The sequence below is a fragment of the Nonomuraea marmarensis genome, from assembly GCF_043197025.1.
In the GTDB taxonomy this organism is placed as follows: Bacteria; Actinomycetota; Actinomycetes; order Streptosporangiales; family Streptosporangiaceae; genus Nonomuraea; species Nonomuraea marmarensis.
Genome location: NZ_JBICRM010000009.1, coordinates 31654 through 57609 on the forward strand (window position 1 = coordinate 31654; position 25956 = coordinate 57609).

Consider the following 25956-nt stretch of genomic DNA (forward strand, 5'->3'; position numbering starts at 1 on the left):
GGTCGAGGTGGTGCCGGGCACCGGCCACTCGGTGGCTCTCGACCTCCCCGACCTGGTGAACGCCCGCATCCTCGACCACGCCGGCCGCCTGACCTGACGCGGCGAAAATCCGAATGACCCGGTGGCCGGCGGGCGGATACCCTGCGCGGGGCGGGCTCGAAGGGAAAAGCCGTGGGACATGTAGAGGTAGGACACCTGACATACGTGCTGCCCGATGGGCGGCCGCTGCTCAACGACGTGTCCTTCAGGATCGGTGAAGGCGTCAAGGCGGCGCTGGTCGGGCCCAACGGCGCGGGCAAGACCACGCTCATGCGGCTGATCGCCGGCGACCTCCAGCCGGTCGACGGCTCCGTGGCCAGCTCCGGCGGGCTGGGCGTGATGCGGCAGTTCATCGGCAGCGTGCGCGACGGCAGCAGCGTGCGCGACCTGCTGCTCGGCGTCGCGCCCCCCGCCGTGCGGCGGGCGGCGGAGCGGCTCGACGAGGCCGAGCTGGCCATGATGGAGCGCGACGACGAGAAGACGCAGATGCGTTACGCGCAGGCCATCAGCGACTACAGCGACGCCGGTGGCTACGACATCGAGGTGCTCTGGGACACCTGTACGGTGGCCGCGCTCGGCGTGCCGTACGAAAGGGTGAAATATCGGGACGTGTCGACGCTGTCCGGCGGTGAGCAGAAGCGGCTCGTCCTCGAGGCGCTGCTCCGCGGCCCCGACCAGACGCTGCTGCTCGACGAGCCCGACAACTACCTCGACGTCCCCGGCAAGGAGTGGCTGGAGCAGCAGCTCAGGGAGACGCCCAAGACCGTGCTGCTGGTCAGCCACGACCGCCAGCTGCTGGCGAACGCGGCCGACCGAATCGTCACCGTCGAGTCGGGCAACATCTGGATCCACGGCGGCGGGTTCGCCACCTACGCCGAGGCCCGCAAGGCCCGCAACGAGCGGCTCGACGAGCTGCGCAGGCGCTGGGACGAGGAGCACGTCAAGCTCAAGACCCTGGTCAACATGCTCAAGAACAAGGCCAGATACAACGACGGCATGGCCGCCGCCTACCACGCGGCCCAGACGCGGCTGCGCAAGTTCGTGGAGGCCGGGCCGCCCGAGGTGGCCCCGAGCGACCAGAACATCAAGATGCGCCTGAAGGGCGGCCGCACCGGCAAGCGCGCGATCAGCTGCGAGGCGCTGGAGCTGACCGGCCTGATGCGCCCGTTCGACCTGGAGATCTGGTACGCCGAGCGCGTCGCGGTGCTCGGCTCCAACGGCTCGGGCAAGTCCCACTTCCTGCGCCTGCTGGCCGGAGAGCCGATCGCCCACCAGGGCGTCGCCAGGCTGGGCGCCCGCGTGGTCCCCGGCCACTTCGCCCAGACCCACGCCAGGCCCGACCTGCTCGGCCGCACCCCGGTCGAGATCGTCATGACCGAGCACGCCAAGCTCAAGAACGAGGCCATGAAGACGCTCGCCCGCTACGAGCTGGCGGGGATGGTCGCCGAGCAGCGGTTCGACACGCTGTCGGGCGGCCAGCAGGCGCGGCTGCAGATCCTGCTGCTGGAGCTGTCGGGGGCCACGATGCTGCTGCTCGACGAGCCGACCGACAACCTCGACCTGGCCAGCGCGGAGGCGCTCCAGGTGGGGCTGGACGCGTTCGACGGGACGGTCATGGCGGTCACCCACGACCGCTGGTTCGCCGCCGACTTCGACCGCTACCTGGTCTTCGGCTCCGACGGCACGGTCTACGAGTCGCCGGATCCGGTCTGGGACGAGGCCAGGGTGGTCCGCCCCCGCTGAAAGAGCCCCGTTAAAGAGTTGGTACGGCAGGCGCGTGTCACGTGCCTTCCGTACCCATCTACGGGTTATCACGGCAAAGTGATCCCGCGTAGCCGAACCGTCAGCCTCCTCGCACTCTGGGCGATCTGCCTCGCCGGGTGTGCGAGCGAGGACCAGCCAGCACAAGCACTCAAGCCTCTCGCGCTCAAAGAACAGGTCTCCAACATCGTCAAGTCCTCCGACGGGTACGCCGTCAACTGGGCAGGCGTGCTCAGCAACGCCAACCCGTGGCACTTCGGCGAGCACGTCGTGGCCACGATCGTCGGGCAGGACGCGGCGGGCACCGAGGTCGTCCGGCTGGACCAGCCGCTCGACGCCGTGCCGCCGGGCGGTTCGCTGGCCTTCACCGGCCAGGCCAGCGCCGCCGAGAAGCCGGCCAAGGTGACGATCCAGTACCGCCCCGCGCAATGGCGGCCCGCGGCCCGGATCCCGTCGGCGTTCCAGCGGTTCCCCATCTCGCGCGTTCAGACATTGCGCCAGAAAGACGGCTCATACCTTATAACCGGATATGTCGACAATCCTTATCAGATATCCGCCAGCAGCCTCGTCGTGAACGCGTTGCTGCGCGACAATTCGGGCAAACTTATCGGCGGCGGCAGCACGTTCGTGGACGATGTGAAAGCGGGCAGGCCGCCCAGATTCATCCTCACCGTGACGGGGCTCCCCGCGGGGGCCCGCGCGGCCAAGACCGAGGTCACGGCCAGGACCTGGGGGTCCACCGGCCGTCCCTACGAGGACCTGGCGCTCGGCGGGGCCGTGCCGGTGCAGACGGCCAAGTCCACGACCGAGCCGTTCGCGGAGGACCGGAGCACGCAGGTCATCGCAGATCACAAGGAGTAATGAAAAGCCACCCCAAAGCCCGAAAAATCGGGCTTTGGGGTGGCCATCAGATCATTTATCCGTACGAAATCCGCGCGCCTCACCCGCCAAGCGAAGCCATCGCCCCGGAATCGGTAGAACTATTAGTTACCGATCCATTACCTTCGGTCATATGAATGACCGCGTCCTGGTCGAAGCCCTTCGCGCCCATGATCCAGGCGCCCTCGCCGCGCTCTACGACGCGTACGCGGAGAGCCTCTACCGATACTGCTGGTCCCTCCTGCTGAGCGCCGACAGCGCCCAGGTGGCGCTCCGCGACACGCTGATCACCGCCGAGGCGCACGCGGGCGCCCTGGCCGACCCCGGCAGGCTCCGCACCTGGCTGTACGCGCTGGCCCGCGCCGAGTGCCTGCGCCGCAGGGCCGCCGCGCCACCAGGCGCCGGTGCGGCCCTGGCCGAGGCGCCACCGCTGGACGACCCGGCCGACGCCGACCTGCGGATCATGGCCTGGAACGCCGTCCAGAGCCTGCCCGTCGCCGACCGGGAGGCCCTGGAGCTCTCGTACCGGCACGAGCTGCCCGCCCCCGAGCTGGCCCAGGTGCTCGGGATCCCGCTACGCCAGGTGGAGCCGGTCCAGGAGGCGGCCCGCCAGCGCCTGGGCGACGCGATCACCGCCGAGTTCCTGGCCAGGAAGGGCCCGTACGACTGCCCGCGGCGGGCCCGCATCCTCGCCGGCTTCTCCGGCGAGCTGACGGGTGAGATGCGCGAGCACCTGGTCAGGCACCTCCCGCGCTGCGAGATCTGCGCGCCGCACCGCACCCGCCAGGTGTCGGCGGCCAAGGTGTTCGAACTGCTGCCCGGGATGACGCTGCCCGACTCGTTGCGGATCCGGGTGATGAGCTGCTTCATGGACCCCGAGTTGCTGCCCTACCGCCGGTACGTCGCCAGGCGTACGAGCGCGCTGGGCGCCGCCGGGTTTCCCGTTCCCGCGGCGAAGCGCGTTCGAAGGTGGCCTCAGGCGCTGGCAGGCGCGCTGGCGGCGGTCGCGGCCCTGGTGGCGATAGCGGTGATCTTCACTCAGATCGGCAGGGAGAACGGCGGAGTGTCAGGTGTGGCCACGGCCGCCTTCCCCGCGACGGGCGAGCCGCCCGGCATCAAGCTGCCCTGGCGGGCCGATCCGCAGGACATCCCGTTGACCGTGAAGCCCATCCTCGACAGCACGGCCACGAAGCCGTTGGGGGTGACACAGTCGTCGACTCCCGCGCCGCCTCCGGCCGTACCGACTCACGTGCCCATACGTTCGAGGCCGACCAGCGGCGCGCCACCGTCGCCGAAACCCCTGGATCCGGAGCCGACCCCGCCGCGGGAGCAACCTCCAACCGACGCCCCGCCGGAAGAGCCACCCCCAGAAGAGCCCCCGCCCTCGAACCCCAGCACTCCCTGCCCTACCCCGACCCCCACACCCACCCCAACGCCGACCCCGACCCCGACGGAAACGGCCACTCCCATCCCCACGGAGGAGCCCTCGGCGACCTCAACAGTGAGCCCGACCTCCTCCGATCACGTTACGTGAGCGAATTGGCGGGAACTGTGTGCATAGAGTAACCATTTGTTTCCGGGGGGACCTATGCGCGCATTCCGGGCCGGGCTCCTCGCGTGCTGCCTGATCGTCACCCTGTGCTCGCCGGTCGCGGCCGACCCGAGTCCCTCCTCACGCGATGTGAAGAAGGCCCGCCAGAATGCCCAGGAGCGGTCGAAGGAACTGGGCGCGACGACCGCGAAGCTGGCCACGGCGCAGTCGCGGCTGGACCAGCTGGCCGGCGAGGTGGAGCGGCTGGTGGAGGCGTACAACGGCGAGATCGTCCGGCTCCGGCACGCCGAGCAGGCCCACGAGCAGGCCAGGACCCGCCTGGCGGCGGCCGACGCCGAGGTCGAGCGGGCCCGGCAGGACGTCGCGCTGCTGGCGGCGGAGAGCTACACCGGGCTGGGACCGATGGACCCCCTGGTCGCCATGATCATCGACCAGGGGGACGCGGACGGCTTCCTGCACCGGGCAGGCGTGCTCGGGCAGCTGCGCGGCGAGCGGGCCGCGATCCTCGGCAGGATGCGCGACGCCCAGGAGGTCGTGGCCATCCTGCGTACCCAGGCCGCGAACGCCTACTCGGCCCAGCAGGCCATCTCGGAACGCGCCGAGCAGGCGAAACTCGCCGCCGAGGCCGCCGTGGCCAGGCAGCGGCGCGAGACGAAGGGCCTGCGGGCACAGACCGAACGCCTCCAGCGCGAGGTGGACGCGGCCCGCAGCCGCGCGGAGCGGCTGGCCAGGCGGCGCGCCCTCTCCCTGGCCGGGCTCGCCGGCGGCTCCGCCATGGGCGACGTGGCGGCCAACTGGGCGCTGACCCAGCTAGGCAAGCCGTACGTGTGGGCGGCCGACGGCCCGAGGACCTACGACTGCTCGGGGCTCACGATGCGGGCCTGGGAGAAGGTGGGCGTACAGATCGATCATTGGACCGGCACCCAGTGGACCTCGGGACCGCACGTGCCGCTGGACCAGCTGCGCCGCGGCGACCTGCTCTTCTTCGGCCACCTCAGCAGCGACCCCGGGACGATCCACCACGTCGGCATCTACGTCGGCCGCGGCCAGATGGTGCACGCGCCGCAGACCGGCGACGTGGTGCGGGTCTCCTCGATCTGGCGTGGGGACCTGGTGGGCGCCACCAGGCCCCGATGAGAGGTCAGTGCTCGTGGTGGCCTTCGTCCTTCGCCCGCTGGAACGACCGCTCGATCTCAGCCTCGGCCTCGATGCGCCCCACCCAGTTGGCGCCCTCGACGGACTTGCCCGGCTCCAGGTCCTTGTAGACCTCGAAGAAGTGCTGGATCTCCAGCCGGTCGAACTCCGACACATGATGGATGTCCTGGATGTGATGCATCCGAGGGTCGGTGGACGGCACGCACAGGACCTTGTCGTCGCCGCCCTTCTCGTCCGTCATCCGGAACATGCCCACCGCCCGGCACGTGATGTAACAACCGGGGAACGTCGGCTCCTGCAGCAACACCAGCGCGTCCAACGGGTCGCCGTCCTCGCCGAGGGTGTGCTCGATGAAGCCGTAGTCGGCGGGGTATTGGGTCGAGGTGAACAGCAGCCGGTCGAGCCGGATCTTCCCGGTCTTGTGGTCCACTTCGTACTTGTTCCGTTGCCCCTTGGGAATCTCAACGACGACGTCGAACTCCACCGCGGTCCTTTCTCATGGGGCGAGCCCGCCTCACCTGACACCCGGCTCGGCTTCGTCTCCCGCACTCAAGCCCCCGGGAACCCCCGGCTGGGCGTTAATGTCTCGTAGGCGAACACAGGAGAGAGGGCAGGCGACGTGGCGCGGCACGACCGGTGGGTGATGCTGACCACTCTCGCCGTGCTCCAAGTCCTGACGATCGTCATCGGCATTTACGCGATGACCACCGACTTCAGCCTTGGCGCGTTGACGAGGCAGCCTCCACCGGCCAAGCCGACGCCGGAAGGGCCTCCCCCCGTCCCCGTGGTCACCTCGGGACCTGTGCTGGCCCAGCTTTCGGCGAAGTCGGGGGACGGACCTCTCCCGACCAAGGGTACTTTGACGCGGCAGCTCACCGATGCCCTGGGTGACGAGGCGCTGGGCGACCGGGTCGGGGCCATCGTGCTCGACGCGACCACGGGCGAGCAGATCTTCGCCTCCAACCAGGACGTCGCCATCACCCCGGCCTCGACCACGAAGGTCGCCACCTGCGCCGCCGCCCTCGCCGCCCTGGGCCCGGACACCCGCCTGTCCACGAGGGTCGTGCAGGGCCAGCGGCCCGGCACCGCGATCCTGGTGGGCGGCGGCGACCCGCTGCTCGCGGGCCCTGCGGCCAAGCCGTCCTACCCGAAGCAGGCCAGCCTCGCCACGTTGGCCGCCCGCACCGCGGCGACGCTCAAATCGCAGGGCCTGAAAAAAATCACGCTTTCGTACGACATCTCGCTCTACGCCGGCGCATCCACCGCCCCAGGCTGGAAGCCGAACTACATCCCCGACGGCGAGGTGTCACCCGTCTACTCCCTGACGATGGACGAGGGCCGCCAGGACCCCCGCTACTCCCAGCCCCGGGTCGCCAACCCGCCCCAGTACGCCGCCGACGCCTTCGCCAAGCTCCTCACCAAGCGCGGCATCGCGGTGTCGAAGTCCGTACGCCCGGGCAAGGCCCCGGCGGGCGCCGCCGAGTTGGGCAGAGTGGACTCGGCGCCCCTCTACTCCCTGGTCGAACACACCCTGACCTACAGCGACGACGACCTGGCCGAGCACCTGGCCAGACAGGTGGCGATCAAGGAGGGCCGGCAGGCGTCGTTCGAGGGGGGAACCAAGGCGGTGGTGGCTGTCCTGAAGCGGCTGGGAGTAGACGGCGGCATCGCGCTCTCCGACGGCAGCGGCCTGTCCACCCGCAACCGCATCAGCCCCCATGCCCTGGCCAAGCTGATCGCCATGGCCGGCTCCGCGAGATACCCCGGCCTGCACGCCATCGCCTCGGGCATGCCGATCGCCGGCTTCTCCGGCACGCTGGGCAACGGCCGGCGGTTCACCGGCAGTGACAGCAAGGGCCAGGTCGGCCTCGTACGCGCCAAGACCGGCACGCTCAACAACGTCAACACGCTGGCGGGCATGGCGACGACGAAGGACGGGCGGCTGGTCACCTTCGCGTTCATGGCGGACCGGGTACCGGTCACCGCCGAACCCGTACTCGACCGGCTCGCCGCCATCGTCGCGCGTTCTTAACGGGAACCACGTACGGTGGACGTTATGCAGGTGATCGACTGGGATCTGGCCGTCACGACCGGCACGCGCCTGGTGCGCCCCGGTCCTCAGGTGAGCCGGGAGGAGGCCAGGCAGGCCGTCACCGAGCTCCGCACCCTGTCACGTGAGGCCGAGGGCCACGTGCGCGAGTTCACCAAAATCCACACAGAGACCGCGCCACAACCCGCGACCGTCGTCGACCGGCCCGGCTGGATCAAGGCGAACGTCGAGGGCTTCCGCGTGGTGCTCGAGCCGCTGACGCAGCGCATGGGCAGCGGCCCCAACCCGCCTCCCGCCATCGTCACCGCCGTGGGTTCCCGCATCACGGGCGTGGAGGTCGGGGCGGTCCTGGCCTTCCTCGCATCGCGCGTGCTGGGCCAGTACGAGCTCTTCCTCCCTCCCGACCCCACAGGCCAGGAGGCCGCGGGCCGCCTCACCCTGGTCGCCCCCAACATCGTCCACGCCGAACGCGAGATGGGCGTCGACCCCCACGACTTCCGCCTGTGGGTCTGCCTCCACGAGGAGACGCACCGCGTCCAGTTCACGGGCGTGACGTGGTTGCGGGAATACGTCCGCTCGCAGATGACCGAGTTCCTGCTCGCCTCGGACCTCGACCTGCCCACGCTGCTCGAACGCCTCCGCACCGCCGCCGACACGGTGGCCGACGTGGTGCGCGGCGGCGATGGCAGCCTGATCGACGCCATCCAGTCGCCGGGCCAGAAGGAGATCCTCGACCGTCTGACGGCCGTGATGACCCTGGTGGAAGGCCACGGGGACTTCGTCATGGACGCGGTGGGCCCGACGGTGGTGCCCTCGGTGGCGGAGATCCGCGCCAAGTTCGCCCAACGCCGGGAGGGCGGCTCCCGCCTCGACCGCACGGTCCGGCGGCTGCTGGGGATCGAAGTCAAAATGAAGCAGTACGCGGAGGGCTCGGCCTTCGTCCGCAAGGTGGTGGACCGGGTGGGGATGGACGGCTTCAACAAGGTCTGGACCTCACCGGAAACGTTGCCCACGACCCCGGAGATCGCCGACCCGGACACCTGGATCAACCGCGTCATAGGCACCCCGGCCCTCCCGGCCTAACCCCACTGAGACGGTCTGGACACGTCCGCAGGACACACCCATCGGCCCACGGCCCGCAGCACGGGCGCGCCCCACTCTCGTGACGCCGCGTCGGCGGGCAGTGGTGCGGCGGAGTCCGGCCGTCGAGTGTGGGATGGCGCTACAACGTGCGGTAACCCGCGAGAATGGCACCTGTGGGCCCACATCCAGCCGTAGCCGATGTCCGCAGGGCAGTGCGTGAGGCGCTGGCCGACATCCGGCGGGACGCGCTGGTTCTGGCGGCGTGCAGCGGCGGAGCCGATTCGCTGGCCCTGGCCGCCGCCCTGGCGTTCGTGGCCCCCAGGATGGGCCTGAGGGCCGGGCTGCTGACCGTGGACCACCAACTCCAGCCCGGATCGGCCGAGCGAGCCCGGCAAGTCGCCGCCATAGCCAAACAGCTCGGCCTCCACCCCGCCGAAGTGCTCACCGTCACCGTAGGCACCGCGGGAGGCCCGGAGGCGGCGGCCAGGGAGGCCAGGTACGCGGCGCTGGCCGAGGCGGCCGACAGGCTCCAGGCGGCGGCCGTCCTGCTCGGGCACACCAGGGACGACCAGGCGGAAACGGTCCTCCTCGGCCTGGCCAGGGGCAGCGGCGTGCGCTCGCTCTCCGGCATGGCCGCGGAAGCCGGCCGCTACCGCAGGCCACTGCTCGACCTCCCCAGAAGCACCACCGTGCGGGCCTGCCGAGCCCAGGGCCTCACCCCCTGGGACGACCCGCACAACGAAGACCTCCGCTACACCAGAGTCCGGGTGAGAAGGAACGTTCTCCCCGTCCTGGAACAGGAGCTGGGCCCAGGAGTGGCCGAGGCGCTCGCCAGGACCGCCAGGATGGCCCGCGAAGACGCCGACGCCCTGGACCAATGGACGGAAAAGGCGTATCAAAATTGCGCTCTTAGCGATATCGGCGGGTCGGTCACGCTGGCCGTACCAGAGCTGGAGAAGCTGCCCGACGCCGTCAGGCGGCGGGTGTTGCGGCGAGCGGCCATCGCGGCGGGAGCCCCGTCCGGCGCCCTTTCGGCCACCCACGTGCTGGCCGTGGACCGGCTGGTCACGCGGTGGCGCGGGCAGAAAGCGGTGGACCTGCCCGGGGGCCTGTCCGCCGTCCGGCGGTATGGCACCCTGATACTCGCCATCAGTCCCATCGCGTAAGGAACCATCAGGTGGACGCTGCCGACATGGGCAAAGACCTCGAGAAGGTCCTCATTCCGGAGGACGAGCTCCAGGCCAAGATCAAAGAGCTTGCCGGGCGGATAGACCAGGATTACGCGGGCAAGGACGTGTTGCTCGTGGGCGTGCTCAAGGGCGCCGTCATGGTGATGGCCGACCTGGCCAGAGCGTTGCACCTGCCCGTGCAGATGGACTGGATGGCGGTGTCGTCGTACGGCGCGGGCACCAAGTCGTCCGGCGTCGTGCGCGTGTTGAAAGACCTCGACACCGACATCTTGAACCGCCATGTGCTCATCGTCGAGGACATCATCGACTCGGGCTTGACCCTGCACTGGCTGCTGGAAAACCTGAAGTCGCGCAATCCGGCCTCGCTGGAGATCTGCGCCGCGCTGCGCAAACCCGACGCGCTGAAGGTGCCGATCAACGTGAAATACGTGGGGTTCGACATTCCCAGCGAGTTCGTCATCGGATATGGGCTCGACTACGCGGAGCGATACCGGAACCTGCCGTTCATCGGCACTCTCGCCCCACACGTTTATAAGTAGCAATCCCGGCCGCGCCCGGGAACATCGCGCAACGTGACGTACGTTGATAGGGCAAGGCCGGTGTAGCGGGCGGGTCCCTCCGTGCGCTGTGCCGGTGTACCTTCAGACTCCGGGAGGGTGACCGCGTGTCCCCTTCGGGTAGTCAGAAGTCGCGGTGTCGGATGCCGCGGCCCCGGGCCAGCCCGGGGTTCCAGGCCATGGTCAGGAAGGGACGGGCCCGCAAGGGGTTCCGCATCGGATGGATCTCAAGCGATTTACACGTGGGCCACTGCTGTGGATCCTGGGCATCGTCGTGCTGCTCCTGCTCGTCACCCAGCTTTGGAGCGGCGGGGGCAATTACAAGCAGGCCGACACGTCCACGGTCCTCCAGCAGATTCGCGCCGGAAACGTCAGCAGCGCCAAGATCGTCGACAAGGACAACCGGATCGAGGTCACGCTGACCAATCCGGTCGTGGTCAGGCCGGGTGACGCCCCGGCGAAGCTGATCCAGTCCGACTGGGTTACCGGTTACGGCGGCAAGCTGACCGACGAGCTGCAGGCTCAGGTCCAGGCGGGCAAGACCAAGAGCTTCACCACCGAGGTGCCGCAGGAAAACTTCCTGGTCAGCATCCTGGTGAGCTTCCTGCCGATCGTCATCATCGTGCTGATCTTCCTGTTCATCATGAACCAGATGCAGGGCGGCGGCTCGCGGGTGATGAACTTCGGCAAGTCCAAGGCCAAGCTCATCACGAAAGACACCCCCAAGACCACGTTCGCCGACGTCGCGGGGGCCGACGAGGCCATCGAGGAGCTCCAGGAGATCAAGGAGTTCCTGCAGGCCCCGGCCAAGTTCCAGGCGATCGGCGCCAAGATCCCCAAGGGCGTGCTGCTGTACGGCCCGCCCGGCACCGGCAAGACCCTGCTGGCCCGCGCGGTCGCCGGCGAGGCGGGTGTGCCGTTCTACTCGATCTCCGGCTCCGACTTCGTCGAGATGTTCGTCGGTGTCGGCGCCTCGCGCGTTCGCGACCTGTTCGAGCAGGCGAAGGCCAACGCCCCGGCGATCATCTTCATCGACGAGATCGACGCGGTCGGCCGCCACCGCGGCGCCGGTCTGGGCGGCGGTCACGACGAGCGCGAGCAGACGCTCAACCAGCTGCTCGTCGAGATGGACGGCTTCGACGTCAAGGGCGGCGTGATCCTCATCGCCGCAACCAACCGGCCCGACATCCTCGACCCGGCGCTGCTGCGCCCCGGCCGGTTCGACCGGCAGGTCACCGTCGACCGCCCCGACCTCGAGGGCCGCAAGGGCATCCTCAAGGTCCACGGCCGCGGCAAGCCGTTCGACCCCAGCGTCGACCTCGACATCATCGCGCGCCGCACCCCCGGGTTCACCGGCGCCGACCTGGCCAACGTGATCAACGAGGCGGCCCTGCTCACCGCGCGGGCCGACCAGAAGCTGATCACGATGGACACTCTCGAGGAGGCGATCGACCGCGTCATGGCAGGGCCCGAGCGCAAGACGCGGGTCATGTCCGACAAGGAAAAGAAGATGATCGCCTATCACGAGGGCGGTCACGCGCTGGTGGCGCACGCGCTGCCCAACTCCGACCCGGTCCACAAGATCACGATCCTGTCCCGCGGCCGCGCCCTCGGTTACACGATGACGCTGCCGATGGAGGACAAGTTCCTGGCCACCAGGTCGGAGATGATGGACCAGCTCGCGATGCTGCTCGGCGGCCGCGCGGCGGAGGAGCTCGTCTTCCACGAGCCCACCACCGGCGCCTCCAACGACATCGAGAAGGCCACCGCCGTCGCCCGCCGCATGGTGGTCGAGTACGGCATGAGCGAGCAGCTCGGTGCCCGCAAGTTCGGCTCTGGTCAGGCGGAGGTCTTCCTGGGCCGTGAGATGGGTCATGAGCGCGACTACTCCGAGAAGATCGCCTCCACGATCGACGAGGAGGTCCGCCGGATGATCGAGACGGCGCACGACCAGGCGTGGGACATCCTGGTCGAATACCGCGACGTGCTCGACAACCTGGTGCTGGAGCTCATGGAGAAGGAGACCCTCTCCCGCGACCTGGTGCTCCAGATCTTCGCTCCGGTGGTCATCAAGGAGCACCGCCCGTCCTACGCGGGCTACGGCAAGCGGCTCCCGTCGGACCGCCCGCCGATCCTGACCCCCAAGGAGCAGTCGGCCAACGGCTCGCTCACCACCGGCCACCAGGACGCCCTCCCGTCCGGAGAAAGTGCGTGACGCATTACGACGTGGACCTGGGCCGGATCGAGAAGGCCGTACGCGAGATCCTCTACGCCATCGGCGAGGATCCCGACCGTGACGGCCTGCTCGACACCCCGTCCCGGGTCGCCCGGGCCATGGCCGAGCAGTATTCCGGGCTCGGCCTGACGCCTGAAGACGTCCTGACCAAGGTCTTCGACGTCGACCACGACGAAATGGTGCTTGTAAGGGACATAGAGGTATATAGCACGTGCGAGCACCACCTGGTCCCGTTCCACGGGGTGGCCCACGTGGGTTACATCCCCAACGAAGCCGGGCAGGTGACGGGCCTGTCCAAGCTGGCCCGGCTGGTGGACGTGTTCGCCCGCCGGCCCCAGGTGCAGGAGCGCATGACGTCCCAGATCGCCGACGCCCTGATGCGGGTGCTGGATCCGCGCGGGGTGATCGTGGTGGTCGAGGCCGAGCATCTGTGCATGACGATGCGCGGCGTACGCAAACCGGGTGCCAAGACCGTCACCTCGGCCGTCCGCGGCGACTTCCGCACCAGCGACAAGACCCGGTCCGAGGCGATGGCGCTCATCCTGGGCCGCTGACCAAGTCGATCACCGAACGGGGTACCCACGATGTCAGCAGGTGTGGGGGAGCGCCTAGGCTTGGCCCATGACTAGCGTGCCCATCAGCGTGCCGGGAGGTGCGGATCGGTGCCTCGTCATGGGCGTGGTCAATGTGACCCCCGATTCGTTCTCCGACGGCGGCCTGTGGTTCGACGAGGTGGCCGCCATCCGGCACGGTCTCGAACTGGTCGAGGAGGGGGCCGACATCGTTGACGTGGGCGGTGAGTCCACCCGTCCAGGCGCGGTCAGGGTGTCGCTGGAGGAGGAGCTGGCCAGGGTCGTCCCGGTGATCAGGGCGCTCGACATCGAGGGAGTGACGGTCAGCGTCGACACGATGCGGGCCGAGGTCGCCAAGGCGGCCGTCGAGGCCGGGGCCAAGCTCGTCAACGACGTGAGCGGCGGCCTGGCCGACCCCGACATGCCGCGCGTGGTCGCCGCGACCGGTGTCCCCTACGTGGTGATGCACTGGCGCGGCCACAGCCATGACATGGACAACCGCGCGGTCTACGCCGACGTGGTCACCGAGGTGCGAGAAGAGCTGGGCAAGCGGGTCGATCTGGTGCTGGCGGAGGGCGTGACGGAGGAGCAGATCGTGATCGACCCCGGCCTTGGGTTCGCCAAGAACGCCGAGCACAACTGGGCCGTGCTGGCCGGGATCCCGCAACTGGCCGAGCTGGGCTACCCGCTGCTGGTCGGGGCGTCGCGCAAGCGGTTCCTCGGGCGGCTGCTGGCCGATCCCGACGGCACGCCGCGGCCGTTCAGCCGCAGCGACGACGCCACGCTGGCCGTGACCGCGCTGGCCGCGCACGCAGGCGCCTGGTGCGTACGCGTTCACGAGGTAGGTCCCAATGCCGATGCCGTGCGCGTGGCGGCCGCATGGAAGAGAGCCGGAGCCAACAGATGAGCGTCGACACTGCCGCGATCGAGACGGTGAACCAGGAGTTCTACACCGCGATCGAAGATGCCAATCTCGACCGGATGACCGAGATCTGGGCAGAGGACTCCACCGACGAGCAGGTGAGCTGCGTACACCCCGGCTGGACTCTGTTGACGGGCCGGTCGGAGGTGTTGCGGTCGTGGGCGTTGATCATGGCCAACACCACCTACATCCAGTTCGTGCTGACCGACGTCAGCACGACCGTGCTGGGTGATGTGGCGGTGCTCACCTGCGTGGAGAACATCCTGACCGCCGGCGAGGAGGGCGAGGCGAGCTTCGCCGCCGGCAAGGTGGTGGCCAGCAACGTCTATATCCGCACGTCGCAGGGCTGGCGGTTGTGGATGCACCACGGCTCGCCGGTGCTCCAGGGAGACGAGGACGATGAGGAGGAAGGCGAGCTTGAGCGCTGATCGCATCGCTCTCAAGGGCCTGCGGGCCAGGGGGAGGCACGGTGTGCTCCCTGCCGAGCGGGAGCTCGGGCAGGAGTTCGTGGTCGACGCGACGCTGTTTCTCGACACCGCGCCGGCGGCGGCCGGCGACGATCTCGCCAAGACCGTCCACTACGGCGAGCTGGCCGAGGCGCTGGTGGAGGTCGTGGAGGGCGAGCCGGTCAAGCTGATCGAGACGCTCGCGGAGCGGCTGGCCGACGTCTGCCTGGCGAGCGAGCTGGTGCGCAAGGTCGAGGTGAGCGTGCACAAACCGGCGGCGCCGATCCCGCTGGTGTTCGACGACGTGGTCGTGACCATCGAGCGGAGCCGCGGATGAAGGCCGTCCTCGCGCTCGGCAGCAACCTGGGGCGCCGGTTCCAGACGTTGCAGGGTGCCGTGGACACCCTGTTCGACGCCCCGGGGCTGGAGTTCCTCAAGGCGTCCCCGATCTACGAGACCGATCCCGTCGGCGGGCCCGGGGGGCAGCGACCGTACCTCAACGCGATCGTGGTCGCCGAGACCACCCTGCAGCCGCGCACGATCCTGGAGCGGGCGCAGAGCGTCGAGAACGCCTTCGGGCGGGTCCGCGCGGAGCGCTGGGGCTCGCGCACGCTCGACATCGACCTGATCGTGGTGGGCGACACCGTCTGCGACGATCCCGACCTGACGCTGCCGCACCCGCTCGCTCACGAGCGCGCGTTCGTGCTCGTGCCCTGGTCGAAGGCCGACCCCGAGGGCACGGTGCCCGGCCGCGGCCGGGTGGCCGATCTGCTTCAAGGGCTCGACCAGCAAGGGGTACGCCTGCGCGCCGATCTGAAGCTGCAGAGGCCGGATTGAAGCCCACACATCCTGGCCGGCTGGTCGGCATCGTCGTCATCGTCGCGTTGCTCACGTGGGCGGTGATCAGGCCGCTCTACTCGGAGCTGCCCCTCATGCCGTGGACCGCGATCCCCACGGTGCTCCTGCTGGCCCTCGGCGAGGGCTTCAGCGCCTGGTCGACCAAGGCGAGGATCGCCAGGAAGCCGGGCACCAAACCGGTGGAGCCGCTGGCGGTGGCCCGGCTGGCCGCGCTGGCGAAGGCGTCGGCGTACGCGGGGGCGGTGTTCGGCGGGATGTTCGCCGGGTTCGCGCTCTACACCGTGCAACTCTTCGACCGGGAGACGCCGCGGAGCGAGTTCTTCGTCGCGACGGGCTCGTTCGTGTCCTGCGTGGTGCTGATCTGCGCGGCCCTCTACCTGGAGCACGCCTGCCGCATCCCGAAGGAACCGCAGGAGCAGAAGCGGGACTAGGACAGATCCTCGACGGTCGGCTGTGCGCCGGCGCGCAGCCGGTCGCGCCACATCTCGCGCTGCAGCAGGCGCAGCGCGCGGCGGATCACGTCGCTCGGCCGCTCGCCTTCCCGCATGGCGCGCCGGATGATCCGCTCGTCTTCGGCGTTGGCGGCGAAGTCGATATCAGCCATGGTCAGAGCCTACGGAGCCACCAACCTCCTTGTCCTGCTTTTGCGGTCCTGCTGTTGCCGGTCCTGCATTTGCGATGACGGGGACGCGCCGACGCCCGAACAGATAGATGACCGGGAGGGTGCAGATCAGTGGTCCGATGATGGCGATCGGGCGCTCCAGCCACCACTTCAGGTCCGGCGGGATCTTGGTGCCCAGGTTGCCGAGCAACCACCACGACAATCCCAGCGCGATGGCCATCCCCGTCGTGTGGAACAGGAACAGCGGCAGCGCGTACCGGTTGATGAAGTCGTTGACCCGGCGCCAGCGCGGCCGTTCCAGGACACGTTCCATGGCCGGCCGCAGCACCTCCACCAGCCCGATCTGGAACAGCAGCAGGGCGACGATCACGAACGTGGGCGGCGCCATGTTCGACCACTTGTCGCCGGGCACACCCACCATCGAGCCCGGGTAGATGCCCGAATAGACCAGGCCGAACAGGGCGAACAGGCCCGTCCAGAGCAGAGCGATGTCATAGCGTCTGGGCAGGATGACGATCCGGTCGTAGAAGAACCCGGCCTGGTGCGCCAGCCCCCAGACGAGGATCATGTTGAGCCAGCCGGCCCACTCGATCCCGTACCGGAAGCGCAGCACGTCCACCACCAGGGACGCGCCGCCGAGCCAGATCAGGGTGAGCACGTCGTAGCGGCGGTGCAGCCAGAGGGCCACCGGCAGCAGCGCGATCAGCACCAGATAGACGCCGAGGAACCACAGCGGGCTGAGCACCAGCAGCACCACCCGCCACATCCAGTCCACCCGGAACGTGTACGTCACCACCGCCCCGATGGCGATCCACACCCCGGACAGGAACAACGCGGGTAACGCCAGCGCCCGGATGCGGCGCCAGACGAACGCCCCGATGCCGACGCCCCGCTCCTTGGCCCGGTTCCAGGACAGCAGGTGCACGTGGCCGCCGACGTAGAAGAACAGCGGCAGCACCTGCAGCAGCCAGGTGAGTATCCACAGCCCGGAGGTGAAGCCCAGCGGGCTGGTGGGCTCGGGGCCGTGCGGCTTCCACTCCAGGATCGTGAACGCCCAGTGCCAGACGACCACCACGATCAGGCTCAGCGCGCGGAGCCAGTCGACGTATTTATCGCGTTCAGCAGGGGTGCTCACTTGTCGATGTCACCCACGACGAAGAACATCGAGCCGAGAATGGCCACCATGTCGGCGACCAGGTGCCCCGGCAACATCTCGCGCAGCACCTGGATGTTGTTGTACGAGGCCGAGCGCAGCTTGAGCCGCCACGGCGTCTTGTCGCCCTTGGAGACCAGGTAGTAGCCGTTGATGCCGAGCGGGTTCTCGGTCCACGCGTACGTGTGCCCCTCCGGCACCTTGAGCACCTTCGGCAACCGCTGGTTGATCGGCCCGGACGGGAGCGAACGCAGCCGGTCCACGCAGGCGTCGGCCAGGTCGAGCGACACCTTGAGCTGTTCGAGCAGCAACTCGAACCGGGCGTGGCAGTCCCCGGCACCGCGGGTGATCACCTTCACCGGCAACTCGGGGTAGGCGAGATAGGGTTCGTCGCGGCGCAGGTCGAAGTCGACGCCCGAGGCGCGGGCGATGGGGCCGCTGACGCCGTACTGCATGATCTGCTCGCGGGAGAGCACACCGACACCCCTGGTGCGCGCGACGAAGATCTCGTTGTGCAGGATGAGGTTCTCGATGTCGGGCACGCGGCGGCGGGTCTCCCCGACGGCTTCCGACACCCGGTCGAGCCAGCCGAGCGGCAGGTCCTCCTTGAGCCCCCCGACCCGGTTGAACATGTAGTGCATGCGCCCGCCCGAGATCTCCTCCATGACGGCCTGGATGCGCTCACGCTCGTTGAAGGAGTAGAACAGCGGCGTGATCGCGCCCAGCTCCAGGGGGTAGGAGCCGAGGAACATCAGGTGGTTGAGCACCCGGTTGAGCTCGGCCAGCAGCGTACGCGCCCACACGGCCCTGACCGGCGGCTCCATGCCGAGCAGGCGTTCGGCGGCGAGCACCACGCCCAGCTCGTTCGCGAACCCCGACAGCCAGTCGTGCCTGTTGGCCAGCATGATGATCTGGCGGTAGTCGCGGACCTCGAACAGCTTCTCCGCGCCCCGGTGCATGTAGCCGATGATCGGCTCGGCGGTGGCGATGCGCTCGCCGTCGAGCGTCAGCCGGAGCCTGAGCACCCCGTGCGTGGACGGGTGCTGCGGGCCGATGTTGAGGATCATGTCCTCGGTGGCCAGCTCTTTCGCGCCCGCACCGATTCCGACCACACGTTCCGTCATACGGCAATGCTGCCACCGTCCCGGTCGGTGATCCAGCCGGGGGGATCGTCAAGACATGGCATAGAAACGCATCCCGAAGCCGGACATGGGGAGGAATATCGGGCAACGGGGGGAGAAAGCACCATGAAAAGAGTCGTGTTTGATGTCGTGGCCCTGATCACGCGGGTGGCGACCGGCGTGATTTTCCTGGCTCACGGCTGGCAGAAGTGGCTGAGCGGGTTCGGGGCCACGGCGCAGCAGTTCAGGCAGATGGGATCCCCAGTGCCCGAGCTCGCCGCCGGGTACACCACGGTCGTCGAGACCATCGGCGGCATCCTGCTGATCCTCGGCCTCCTGGTACGGCCGGTGGCGCTGCTGTTGCTGATCGGCATGCTCGGCGCGATCATGTTCGTGCACGCGGGGAACGGCATCCTGACAGCCGAGAACGGCTGGGAGCTCCCGGGCGCGCTCGGCGCGCTGACCCTGCTGTTCCTGACGTTGGGCGGGGGCCGGCTCGGGCTCGACGGGCTGTTCCGGTCGATCTTCCGCCGGCGCGCGGAACGGCGGGCCGGCGAGGAGGGACTCGCCGCCTACGGTCCCGGTGCGCGGCGCACGGAACCCGATGGTGGGCCCACGACGCCCACCGCGGAGCCCGGGGAGGAGAAGCCCCGCGTGCCCAGGCAGCCGTCGGAGCCCAGGTCCAGCAGGCTCAGCGACCAGGACATGCGGGACATCGACGCCCTGGTCGCCGACGAGCCGCCGCCACACCGCAAACCACCGAACCGCTGAAGCTCAGCGGGCGACCAGGTCCCGTAGCGCCTCGATCAGCCGGTCCACGTGCTCCTGCGTGGTGCCGATGCCGATCGAGGCGCGCACCGCGGAGGCAGTCCCGTCCTCGCAACCCCCAGCGTGCCTATGGTCCCGCCCGCTTCGGCCCTCGTTGGCTCCTGTGTCGCTCACTCCGTCCGAGCTCCTGCGCTCCGGGGCACCCAGCAGGTGCCGCACGAACGGATGCGCGCAGAACTTCCCGTCCCGCACGCCGATGCCGTACTCGCCGGACAACACCTCGGCCACCTCGCGAGCCGAGTAGCCGGCCACGGTGAACGACACGATGCCGACGCGCGGGTGATCGTCTCCCCACAACGAGAGCTCGCGTACCCCCTCGATCGAGGCCAGCCCGGACCGAAGCCGCGCGATCAGCCGCTCCTCCTCGCGCACCAGCGCGGTCCAGCCGGTGGCGGTGAGCGCGTCGCAGGCGGCGGCCAGCGCGATGGCGCCCAGTACGTTGGGGGTGCCCGCCTCGTGGCGCGGCTCCGGGTCGTCGTGCCACTCGGTGGTGTCCCCCACCGACCGCACCGCGCCGCCCCCCTTGAGGTACGGCTCCCCTTCGGCCAGCCAGTCACGCCGGCCGACCAGCACCCCGGCGCCGAAGGGCGCGTACAGCTTGTGCCCGGAGAAGGCCACGTAGTCCAGGTCGAGCGCCGTCAGGTTGAGCTGCCGGTGCGGTACGAGCTGCGCGGCGTCCACCAGGATCCTGGCCCCGTGGCGATGCGCGATGTGGGCCAGGGCGGCGATGGGCCACAGCTCGCCGGTGACGTTCGAGGCGGCGGTGACTACGAGCAGCTTCGGCCCGTCGATCCCGGCCAGCGCCTCGTCGGCGGCGCGGACGGCCGCGCCGGGGAAGGCGGGCGGCGCCAGCCGTACGGACTGCTGCCAGGGGAGCAGGGAGGCGTGGTGCTCGGTGTCGAAGACCACGGTGGTCGTGCCCGCGGGCAGGCAGCCGGCCAGGAGGTTCGTGGCGTCGGTGGTGTTGCGGGTGAAGATCACGGCGTCGTCGGGGCGGGCGCCGACGAAGGCCCTGACCGTGTGGCGGGCCTGCTCGTACCGGGCGGTGGTGAGCTGGGAGGCGTAGCCCGCGCCACGGTGGACGCTGGAGTAGGCCGGGAGCGCGGCGGCGACGGCGGCGTTCACCGGCTCGAGACAGGGGGCGCTGGCGGCGTAGTCCAGGTTGGCGTAGCCGACCAGCCTGCCGCCCTTGACCGGCACCTCCAGGTCGGCGCCGAGCACGGCGGGAATCGGGCGGCTCGTCACGGCGGGAGCCTCTGCCACGACCTGGGCGGGGGCGGAGTTGAAGATCGTCAGCGTGGGCACGGCAAATCTCCTCAGGGTCATCGGACCCCTGGAGCAGCCACGGAGCCCGCGCTTGCCCGCCACACCTCGTGACGGACCAGGTCTTCACCCGGGGCACCCCGCCGCGGACGCGAGGGTTGCCGGCCAGCTAGCCGGGGCTTGTCGCTGGCACTCATGACCTACGTCCGGAACTATAACCGACAATCGGCCATCAATCGCAAGCCCGCGAACTTCCGCGCCGTCTGGCTCGTTGCTACCGGGAAACCGTCACATGCCATGGAGGTGCGCAGATGTTGGCCTGGGTGAGCGACCCGCAGATCTGGATCGGTTTCTTCACCCTTGTCGCCTTAGAGATCGTCCTGGGGATCGACAACATCATCTTCATCTCCATCCTGGCCGGGAAACTCCCACCGGAACAGCGGGACCGGGCCCGCGTGCTCGGCCTCGGCGCGGCCCTGGTCAGCCGCCTGCTCCTGCTGCTCGCGCTGTCGTGGGTGGTGCAGCTCACGGAGCCGCTGTTCGCGCTCTTCGGTCACGAAATTTCGGGACGCGACCTGATCCTGCTGCTCGGCGGCCTGTTCCTGCTGGCCAAGAGCGTCACCGAGATCGGCCACACCATGGACGCCCCCAAGGACGGCAAGAAGGTCTCGGCGGCCTCCTTCCCCTCGGTGATCGCGCAGATCATGGTCCTCGACATCGTGTTCTCGCTCGACTCGGTCATCACCGCGGTCGGCATGGTCAGCCAGCTCGGCATCATGATCGCGGCGGTCGTGGTCTCGGTGCTGGTGATGTTGTTCGCCTCGGGGCCGATCAGCCGATTCGTGGACCGGCACCCGAGCATCAAGATGCTGGCGCTGGCGTTCCTGGTGCTGATCGGCATGGTGCTCGTCGCCGAGGGCCTCGGCCAGCACATCGAGAAGGGCTACATCTACTTCGCGATGGCGTTCTCGGTCATCGTGGAGTTGCTCAACATCCGGGTACGCAGCAGGCACGCCAAGCGGCAGACCGCCGACCAAACTGAGGAAGCCACTCCTACTATGAAATAGTGCGCTTTGATCCTTGGAATCCGGATTTCGTGGCATACCCGTACCGGGCGTATGACGAGCTGAGACGCGAGGCCCCTGTCAGCTACTTCGAGCCGACGGGCCAGTGGCTGATCTCGCGGCACGCCGACGTGAACGCCCTGCTCAGAGACCGCCGCCTGGGGAGGTCCTACCTGCACGTGGCCACCCACGAGGAGTTCGGCAGAGAGCCAGAGCCGGACTTCCAGGAGCCGTTCTGGCGGGTGATCAGGGCGGGCATGCTCGATGTGGAGCCGCCGGTGCACACCAGGCTGCGCCGGCTGGTCTCCAAGGCGTTCACGCCGCGCATGGTCGAGTCCCTGCGCCCCCGCGTCCGCGCCATCGCCGCGGGCCTGGTGGACACGTTCGTGGAGAAGGGCGGCGGCGACCTGATCGCCGAGGTCGCCGAGCCGCTCCCGGTGACGGTGATCGCGGAGATGCTCGGCATCCCTGACCAGGACCGCCACCTGCTGCGCCCCTGGTCGGCCGACATCTGCGGCATGTACGAGCTCAACCCCGCCCCCGAAGCCCAGCACACCGCGGTACGAGCGGCGTCGGAGTTCGCGGAATACCTCAAGTCCCTGGCCCGCGACCGCCGGCAGAACCCGGGCGAGGACCTGATCAGCGCGTTGACCCAGATCGACGAGCTCACCGAGGACGAGCTGGTCGGCACGTGCGTCCTGCTGCTCAACGCCGGCCACGAGGCCACCGTGAACGTGACGGGCAACGGCTGGTGGGCCCTGTTCAGGAACCCCGCCGAGCTCGTACGGCTGCGCGCGGACCGCTCGCTGCTGCCCACGGCCGTCGAGGAGTTGATGCGCTGGGACACGCCGCTGCAGATGTTCGAGCGCTGGGTCCTGGAGGGCATCGAGGTGCACGGCGTGGAGATCCCGCGCGGTGCGGAGGTGGCGCTGCTGTTCGGCTCGGCCAACCGCGACGAGACGGTGTTCGAGGACCCGGACCGGCTCGACGTGGGCCGCGCCGACAATCCGCACGTCTCCTTCGGGGCCGGGATCCACTTCTGCCTGGGCGCGCCGCTGGCCCGCATCGAGCTCATGGAGTCGTTCGGCGCGCTGCTGGACCGGGCCGCCAAGCTGGAGTTGCGGCAGGAGCCCGCCTGGAAACCCGGCTACGTCATCCGCGGCCTGCGGTCCCTGGAGCTCAGCGTCGCTGGGTGAGCCAGCCGAAGCCGCCGAGCCCCGACGGATCGATCAGCTCCCCCTCCTCCGAAGCCCTGGCCAGCGCCCGCAGATAGGTCTGCGGATCGGTGCGGGCCAGGTCGGCGGGCGGCCGGGCGCCGGTGATCCCCAGCCCCCGCAGCGCGTCACGCTGTGTGGACAAGGTTGTGGATATCGCACCGGCCCGCCGCCCGGCCTCGGCGCACGCGTCCAGCGCCACGTGAGCGGTGATGTCGCAGGTCCCGTCGGGTACGGGGGTCACGACCGCGCCGTCGCGGTAACCGGTCAGCGTGCCACAGGGCGGACGGTTATCCACAGGGTGTGCATAATCGATGGCAATCGCCCGGCCCTGTGTGAGACGTACCAGGACAGAGGCCCAGGCTTCGTCGCGGGGCCAGCCGATCTCCGCGCGCGCGCCCACGCGAGACAGCGGCCACCACCGGTCGAGCCAGGCGCGGTCGGCGGGTCGCGGCGGGCCGCCGAGGCGCTCCTCGCCCGTGTGGCCGTTGACCATGATCAACCGAGGGCCGTCGGACGTCTGCTCGACCACGTCGATCGGTACGTTGTCGAGCCACTCGTTGGCGATGGCCAGCCCCGTGATGCCGGTGGGCAGGCTGCTGCGCCAGGCGATCCGCTCCGGCAGGCCCTCCGGCCTGGGGGAGAGGTCGACGGCCGTGACGCGGAGCCGGTCGAGCAGCGCGGGCTCGGCGGCGGCCAGCACCCGGGTGACGAGCACGCCCTCGCCCGCGCCGATGTCGACGAGGTCGAGCACGTCGGGGGCGCCGAGTTCGGCGTCCACCTCAACCAGCAGCGCCAGGACCGCGTCGGCGAACGCCACCGAGGCGCTGACCGAGGTCCGGAAGTGGCCTGACGGACGTTCGCGGAGATAGAAGCCCGCCTCGCCGTAAAGCGCTCGCTGCGTTGCGACACGCCAGGTGAGCCACATGCCTGGACTATCTCATGGCTGACGGGTGGTACGCACCGTCATCGAGTGACTACTCATTGTCGTCAACTTGCGATAACGTTTACCCATTGTCACTGAGTGATTGCGTTCCGCTAACACCCAAGTGGCGGAGTCCATTCACTCTCGATCGAGCACCTGCGGCCCTCCGGCCGCGAGAGAGGAGCCCTCGTGCTGAAGAAGATCATGGTCGTCACCGGAGCCGTCGCCATGCTGTCGCTGGCCGCCCCGGCCCACGCGGACATCACCAGCGGCAACGGTGGTGTGATCTCCGGCAACCAGCTGCACATCCCGATCGTCGCCCCGATCAACATCTGCGGCAACGCCGTGGCCGTCATCGGCGTCGCGGTCGCCGGCTGCAAGGGCGGCGCGGAGGCCTACGCGCCCAGCCACCACTAAACAACAGCACGAGCCCGGACCGGCGAAGGCCAGCCCGGGCTCGCGACCCGGCCGGTCAATCGGCGGATAGCCGGCCGGCGCACCTCCAAGAGGTCGCATCTATGCGGGCGTCGGGTCCTGGCGAAGGCCTCGGCGCCCGCTGCCATTGCGGTGACCCCTCTCCTCATCTCTTCCGACAGGGGGTGCACCTTTTGTATGCCCTTGTCGCTTTTGTCGTTAACTCAACACGTGGCAAAACAGGGGTCACGGGTGGCGTTACGCTGGTCGGCAGTGCCATCAGGTCGACAGAGGTGTGACGTCATGGACGCAGGTGATCGCCCGGCACGGCTGACTGTCGGCGTGCTCGGGGCGGGTAAGGTCGGCTCGGCCCTGGGTGCCGCGCTGGCGCAGGCAGGGCACCGGGTCGTCGCCGCGAGCGGCGTGTCGGACAATTCGCAGCGGTGGGCCGCCGACCGGCTCGGCGTCACGCCGTCCCGGCCTGACGAGGTGGTCGCGGCGGCCCAGCTGATCCTCCTCACGGTGCCGGACGACGCCTTGCCCGACCTCGTCAACGGGCTGGTCAGCACCGGGGCCGACCTCCAGGGCAAGCTGCTGGTGCACACCAGCGGGGCGTACGGGTTGTCCGTGCTCGACCCGGCCGCGAAGGCCGGCGCGCTGCCGCTGGCGCTGCATCCGGTGATGACGTTCACCGGCAGGGACGACGACCTCAACAAGCTCACCGGCATCTCCTACGGGGTGACCGCGCCCGAGGTGCTGCGGCCCATCGCCGAGGCCCTGGTGATCGAGATGGGCGGCGAGCCGGTCTGGATCGCCGACGCCGATCGCGCGCTCTACCACGCGGCGCTGGCCGGGGCGGCCAACCACATGGTCACGCTCATCGCGGAGTCGTCGGACCTGTTGGGGCGCATCGGGGTCGAGCATCCGGGGCGGATGCTGGGCCCGCTGCTCGGTGCCGCGCTCGACAACGTGCTGCGGCTGGGCATCGCCGGTCTCACCGGCCCCGTCGTACGCGGTGACGCGGGCACCGTTCGCAAGCACGTGGACGCGCTGATCCTGGCGGCTCCCGAGGCGGCCGACGCCTACATCGCGCTGGCCAGGCTCACGGCCGACCGGGCGCTGGCCGCCGGGCTGCTCAAACCCGAGGAGGCGGAGCGGCTGCTCGACGCGCTGGGGGGCAATATATGGACCTGACCACTTGGAGGGCGTTATGGAGCTGATCGTCGCCAGAAACCGGGAAGACCTGGTCAAGGCGCGTGCTGGTGGCGACGTGGCCCTGGTGCCGACCATGGGCGCTTTGCACGAGGGCCACCGGTCCCTGATCAGGGAGGCCCGCGTACGTGCCGATCAGGTCGTGGTCAGCATCTTCGTCAATCCCCTGCAGTTTAGCCCTAACGAGGATTTTTCCCGCTATCCCCGTACATTTGATGCCGATCTGGACGTGTGCCGGGCCGAGGGCGTCGATGTCGTGTTCCACCCGGCCGTCGAGGACATGTACGCGCCCGACCGCCAGGTGAGCCTCTCCGCCGGCCGCATGGGCACGATCGCCGAGGGCGCGGTCAGGCCGGGCCACTTCGACGGCATGCTCACGGTGGTGCTCAAGCTGTTCAACCTGGTCCAGCCCGACATGGCGATCTTCGGCCAGAAGGACGCCCAGCAGCTCGCCCTGATCCGCCGCATGGTCGCCGACCTCGACCTGCCGATCGAGATCGTCGGCGCGCCGACCGTACGCGAGCCCGACGGCCTGGCCCTGTCCAGCCGCAACCGCTATCTGTCCGAAGACGACCGCCGGGTGGCGCTGGCGCTCTCCCGGGCCCTGCGGGCGGGCGCGGCCGAGCGCACGCCGTCCAGGATCCGGGCGGTGGCGCGGGCGGTGCTCGACGCGGCCGGGCCGGAGCTCGACGTGGACTATCTGGCGCTGGTGGACCCGGCCACGTTCGACGAGGTGAGCGAGTCGTACGAAGGCGAGGCCGTGCTCGCGGTGGCCGCCAGGGTCGGCAGCACGCGGCTGATCGACAACGTCATCCTGACCTTGAATCCCGCCTGAGGCGG

At 69.3% G+C, this 25956-nt stretch carries 27 protein-coding genes and 1 riboswitch; of the genes, 21 read left to right on the top strand and 6 right to left on the bottom strand.

The features are described 5' to 3' along the window. The first annotated feature begins 171 nt into the window (after positions 1-171). The 4 genes from ACFLIM_RS16760 to ACFLIM_RS16775 all read left to right on the top strand — a co-directional run bounded on the left by ACFLIM_RS16760 (position 172) and on the right by ACFLIM_RS16775 (position 5368). Complete coding sequence (locus ACFLIM_RS16760; protein ID WP_393166258.1) at positions 172-1782, top strand: ABC-F family ATP-binding cassette domain-containing protein; 1611 nt, start codon at positions 172-174, stop codon at positions 1780-1782. A 78-nt stretch (positions 1783-1860) separates the two neighbouring features. Continuing rightward, a complete protein-coding gene (locus ACFLIM_RS16765; RefSeq protein WP_393166260.1) occupies positions 1861-2661 on the top strand; it encodes a hypothetical protein in 801 nt (266 codons plus the stop codon). Between the two features lie 151 nt (positions 2662-2812). Beyond that, positions 2813-4213: an RNA polymerase sigma factor gene (locus tag ACFLIM_RS16770; protein ID WP_393166262.1), complete on the top strand. Its 1401-nt coding sequence runs from the start codon at positions 2813-2815 to the stop codon at positions 4211-4213. 54 nt (positions 4214-4267) lie between these two features. Continuing rightward, the gene (locus ACFLIM_RS16775; RefSeq protein WP_393166264.1) at positions 4268-5368 is read left to right on the top strand and encodes a C40 family peptidase; all 1101 of its coding nucleotides are present in this window, start codon (positions 4268-4270) and stop codon (positions 5366-5368) included. 4 nt (positions 5369-5372) lie between these two features. Here the strand turns inward: ACFLIM_RS16775 and ACFLIM_RS16780 are convergent, their stop codons facing one another. Further along, positions 5373-5870, bottom strand: a complete 498-nt coding sequence (locus ACFLIM_RS16780; protein WP_393166266.1) for an inorganic diphosphatase — start codon at positions 5868-5870, stop codon at positions 5373-5375. 135 nt (positions 5871-6005) lie between these two features. On the opposite strand from ACFLIM_RS16780, the gene dacB reads away from it, so the two are divergent. From dacB to ACFLIM_RS16835, 11 genes are all read left to right on the top strand, one after another. Then, the gene (gene dacB, locus ACFLIM_RS16785) at positions 6006-7418 is read left to right on the top strand and encodes a D-alanyl-D-alanine carboxypeptidase/D-alanyl-D-alanine endopeptidase (protein WP_393166268.1); all 1413 of its coding nucleotides are present in this window, start codon (positions 6006-6008) and stop codon (positions 7416-7418) included. A gap of 24 nt (positions 7419-7442) precedes the next feature. Further along, on the top strand, positions 7443-8519 hold the full coding sequence (locus ACFLIM_RS16790; protein WP_393166270.1) for a zinc-dependent metalloprotease: 1077 nt from the start codon (positions 7443-7445) through the stop codon (positions 8517-8519). Positions 8520-8683: 164 nt separating this feature from the next. Next, complete coding sequence (tilS, locus tag ACFLIM_RS16795) at positions 8684-9685, top strand: tRNA lysidine(34) synthetase TilS (RefSeq protein ID WP_393166272.1); 1002 nt, start codon at positions 8684-8686, stop codon at positions 9683-9685. 26 nt (positions 9686-9711) lie between these two features. After that, positions 9712-10248 (top strand): hypoxanthine phosphoribosyltransferase, encoded by a 537-nt coding sequence (gene hpt / locus ACFLIM_RS16800; RefSeq protein WP_449291474.1) that lies wholly within the window; start codon positions 9712-9714, stop codon positions 10246-10248. A 238-nt stretch (positions 10249-10486) separates the two neighbouring features. Continuing rightward, positions 10487-12481, top strand: a complete 1995-nt coding sequence (gene ftsH, locus ACFLIM_RS16805) for an ATP-dependent zinc metalloprotease FtsH (RefSeq protein WP_393166276.1) — start codon at positions 10487-10489, stop codon at positions 12479-12481. Continuing rightward, positions 12478-13056, top strand: coding sequence for a GTP cyclohydrolase I FolE (folE, locus tag ACFLIM_RS16810; RefSeq protein ID WP_393166279.1), 579 nt, complete (start codon positions 12478-12480; stop codon positions 13054-13056). The genes ftsH and folE overlap by 4 nt, the downstream gene beginning before the upstream one ends. A gap of 67 nt (positions 13057-13123) precedes the next feature. Further along, the gene (folP, locus tag ACFLIM_RS16815; RefSeq protein ID WP_449291475.1) at positions 13124-13981 is read left to right on the top strand and encodes a dihydropteroate synthase; all 858 of its coding nucleotides are present in this window, start codon (positions 13124-13126) and stop codon (positions 13979-13981) included. Next, on the top strand, positions 13978-14424 hold the full coding sequence (locus ACFLIM_RS16820; protein WP_393166281.1) for a nuclear transport factor 2 family protein: 447 nt from the start codon (positions 13978-13980) through the stop codon (positions 14422-14424). Before folP ends, ACFLIM_RS16820 begins: the two co-directional genes overlap by 4 nt. After that, positions 14414-14779, top strand: a complete 366-nt coding sequence (gene folB / locus ACFLIM_RS16825; RefSeq protein ID WP_393166283.1) for a dihydroneopterin aldolase — start codon at positions 14414-14416, stop codon at positions 14777-14779. The genes ACFLIM_RS16820 and folB overlap by 11 nt, the downstream gene beginning before the upstream one ends. Further along, on the top strand, positions 14776-15279 hold the full coding sequence (gene folK / locus ACFLIM_RS16830; protein ID WP_393166285.1) for a 2-amino-4-hydroxy-6-hydroxymethyldihydropteridine diphosphokinase: 504 nt from the start codon (positions 14776-14778) through the stop codon (positions 15277-15279). The genes folB and folK overlap by 4 nt, the downstream gene beginning before the upstream one ends. Then, a complete protein-coding gene (locus ACFLIM_RS16835) occupies positions 15276-15731 on the top strand; it encodes a DUF3180 domain-containing protein (RefSeq protein ID WP_393166287.1) in 456 nt (151 codons plus the stop codon). The genes folK and ACFLIM_RS16835 overlap by 4 nt, the downstream gene beginning before the upstream one ends. Here ACFLIM_RS16835 and ACFLIM_RS16840 read toward each other — a convergent pair. From ACFLIM_RS16840 to ACFLIM_RS16850, 3 genes are read right to left on the bottom strand one after another with little or no spacing between them, the layout of a single operon-like run. Next, positions 15728-15904 (bottom strand): hypothetical protein, encoded by a 177-nt coding sequence (locus ACFLIM_RS16840; RefSeq protein ID WP_393166289.1) that lies wholly within the window; start codon positions 15902-15904, stop codon positions 15728-15730. The two genes, ACFLIM_RS16835 and ACFLIM_RS16840, sit on opposite strands and share 4 nt — an antisense overlap. After that, positions 15897-17057, bottom strand: coding sequence for an acyltransferase family protein (locus tag ACFLIM_RS16845; protein WP_393166291.1), 1161 nt, complete (start codon positions 17055-17057; stop codon positions 15897-15899). Before ACFLIM_RS16845 ends, ACFLIM_RS16840 begins: the two co-directional genes overlap by 8 nt. Next, entirely contained in the window at positions 17054-18199 is a 1146-nt protein-coding gene (locus ACFLIM_RS16850; RefSeq protein WP_393166294.1) for an NADH-quinone oxidoreductase subunit D, read from the bottom strand. Before ACFLIM_RS16850 ends, ACFLIM_RS16845 begins: the two co-directional genes overlap by 4 nt. Positions 18200-18322: 123 nt before the next feature. On the opposite strand from ACFLIM_RS16850, the gene ACFLIM_RS16855 reads away from it, so the two are divergent. Continuing rightward, positions 18323-18967, top strand: coding sequence for a DoxX family protein (locus tag ACFLIM_RS16855; protein WP_393166296.1), 645 nt, complete (start codon positions 18323-18325; stop codon positions 18965-18967). 3 nt (positions 18968-18970) lie between these two features. On the opposite strand, the gene ACFLIM_RS16860 is transcribed toward ACFLIM_RS16855, so the two are convergent. Beyond that, positions 18971-20329, bottom strand: coding sequence for an aminotransferase class V-fold PLP-dependent enzyme (locus ACFLIM_RS16860; RefSeq protein WP_393166298.1), 1359 nt, complete (start codon positions 20327-20329; stop codon positions 18971-18973). Positions 20330-20372: 43 nt separating this feature from the next. Then, positions 20373-20488, bottom strand: a riboswitch (SAM riboswitch). A 110-nt stretch (positions 20489-20598) separates the two neighbouring features. Between ACFLIM_RS16860 and ACFLIM_RS16865 the strand changes: the two genes are divergently transcribed. Next, the gene (locus tag ACFLIM_RS16865) at positions 20599-21354 is read left to right on the top strand and encodes a TerC family protein (RefSeq protein ID WP_393166300.1); all 756 of its coding nucleotides are present in this window, start codon (positions 20599-20601) and stop codon (positions 21352-21354) included. Then, entirely contained in the window at positions 21354-22547 is a 1194-nt protein-coding gene (locus ACFLIM_RS16870; RefSeq protein ID WP_393166302.1) for a cytochrome P450, read from the top strand. Before ACFLIM_RS16865 ends, ACFLIM_RS16870 begins: the two co-directional genes overlap by 1 nt. On the opposite strand, the gene ACFLIM_RS16875 is transcribed toward ACFLIM_RS16870, so the two are convergent. Further along, entirely contained in the window at positions 22531-23493 is a 963-nt protein-coding gene (locus ACFLIM_RS16875) for an SAM-dependent methyltransferase (protein WP_393166304.1), read from the bottom strand. The genes ACFLIM_RS16870 and ACFLIM_RS16875 overlap by 17 nt on opposite strands. 186 nt (positions 23494-23679) lie before the next feature. Between ACFLIM_RS16875 and ACFLIM_RS16880 the strand changes: the two genes are divergently transcribed. From ACFLIM_RS16880 to panC, 3 genes are all read left to right on the top strand, one after another. Further along, positions 23680-23907 carry a chaplin family protein gene (locus ACFLIM_RS16880; RefSeq protein WP_393166306.1) on the top strand — a complete coding sequence of 76 codons (228 nt, stop codon included), beginning with the start codon at positions 23680-23682 and terminating at the stop codon, positions 23905-23907. 300 nt (positions 23908-24207) lie between these two features. Further along, positions 24208-25098, top strand: a complete 891-nt coding sequence (locus ACFLIM_RS16885; protein WP_393166308.1) for a Rossmann-like and DUF2520 domain-containing protein — start codon at positions 24208-24210, stop codon at positions 25096-25098. Positions 25099-25114: 16 nt separating this feature from the next. Beyond that, positions 25115-25951 (top strand): pantoate--beta-alanine ligase, encoded by an 837-nt coding sequence (panC, locus tag ACFLIM_RS16890; RefSeq protein ID WP_393166310.1) that lies wholly within the window; start codon positions 25115-25117, stop codon positions 25949-25951. Positions 25952-25956: the final 5 nt, after the last annotated feature.

Excerpts from the sequence above, each read along its gene's own strand:
- ACFLIM_RS16770 (WP_393166262.1), top strand. The coding sequence starts at position 2,813 with ATGAATGACCGCGTCCTGGTCGAAGCCCTTCGCGCCCATGATCCAGGC.
- ACFLIM_RS16775 (WP_393166264.1), top strand. The coding sequence starts at position 4,268 with ATGCGCGCATTCCGGGCCGGGCTCCTCGCGTGCTGCCTGATCGTCACC.
- ACFLIM_RS16790 (WP_393166270.1), top strand. The coding sequence starts at position 7,443 with ATGCAGGTGATCGACTGGGATCTGGCCGTCACGACCGGCACGCGCCTG.
- tilS (WP_393166272.1), top strand. The coding sequence starts at position 8,684 with ATGGCACCTGTGGGCCCACATCCAGCCGTAGCCGATGTCCGCAGGGCA.
- hpt (WP_449291474.1), top strand. The coding sequence starts at position 9,712 with ATGGGCAAAGACCTCGAGAAGGTCCTCATTCCGGAGGACGAGCTCCAG.
- ftsH (WP_393166276.1), top strand. The coding sequence starts at position 10,487 with ATGGATCTCAAGCGATTTACACGTGGGCCACTGCTGTGGATCCTGGGC.
- folP (WP_449291475.1), top strand. The coding sequence starts at position 13,124 with ATGACTAGCGTGCCCATCAGCGTGCCGGGAGGTGCGGATCGGTGCCTC.
- ACFLIM_RS16820 (WP_393166281.1), top strand. The coding sequence starts at position 13,978 with ATGAGCGTCGACACTGCCGCGATCGAGACGGTGAACCAGGAGTTCTAC.
- folK (WP_393166285.1), top strand. The coding sequence starts at position 14,776 with ATGAAGGCCGTCCTCGCGCTCGGCAGCAACCTGGGGCGCCGGTTCCAG.
- ACFLIM_RS16840 (WP_393166289.1), bottom strand. The coding sequence starts at position 15,904 with ATGGCTGATATCGACTTCGCCGCCAACGCCGAAGACGAGCGGATCATC.
- ACFLIM_RS16850 (WP_393166294.1), bottom strand. The coding sequence starts at position 18,199 with ATGACGGAACGTGTGGTCGGAATCGGTGCGGGCGCGAAAGAGCTGGCC.
- ACFLIM_RS16855 (WP_393166296.1), top strand. The coding sequence starts at position 18,323 with ATGAAAAGAGTCGTGTTTGATGTCGTGGCCCTGATCACGCGGGTGGCG.
- ACFLIM_RS16865 (WP_393166300.1), top strand. The coding sequence starts at position 20,599 with ATGTTGGCCTGGGTGAGCGACCCGCAGATCTGGATCGGTTTCTTCACC.
- ACFLIM_RS16875 (WP_393166304.1), bottom strand. The coding sequence starts at position 23,493 with ATGTGGCTCACCTGGCGTGTCGCAACGCAGCGAGCGCTTTACGGCGAG.
- ACFLIM_RS16885 (WP_393166308.1), top strand. The coding sequence starts at position 24,208 with ATGGACGCAGGTGATCGCCCGGCACGGCTGACTGTCGGCGTGCTCGGG.
- panC (WP_393166310.1), top strand. The coding sequence starts at position 25,115 with ATGGAGCTGATCGTCGCCAGAAACCGGGAAGACCTGGTCAAGGCGCGT.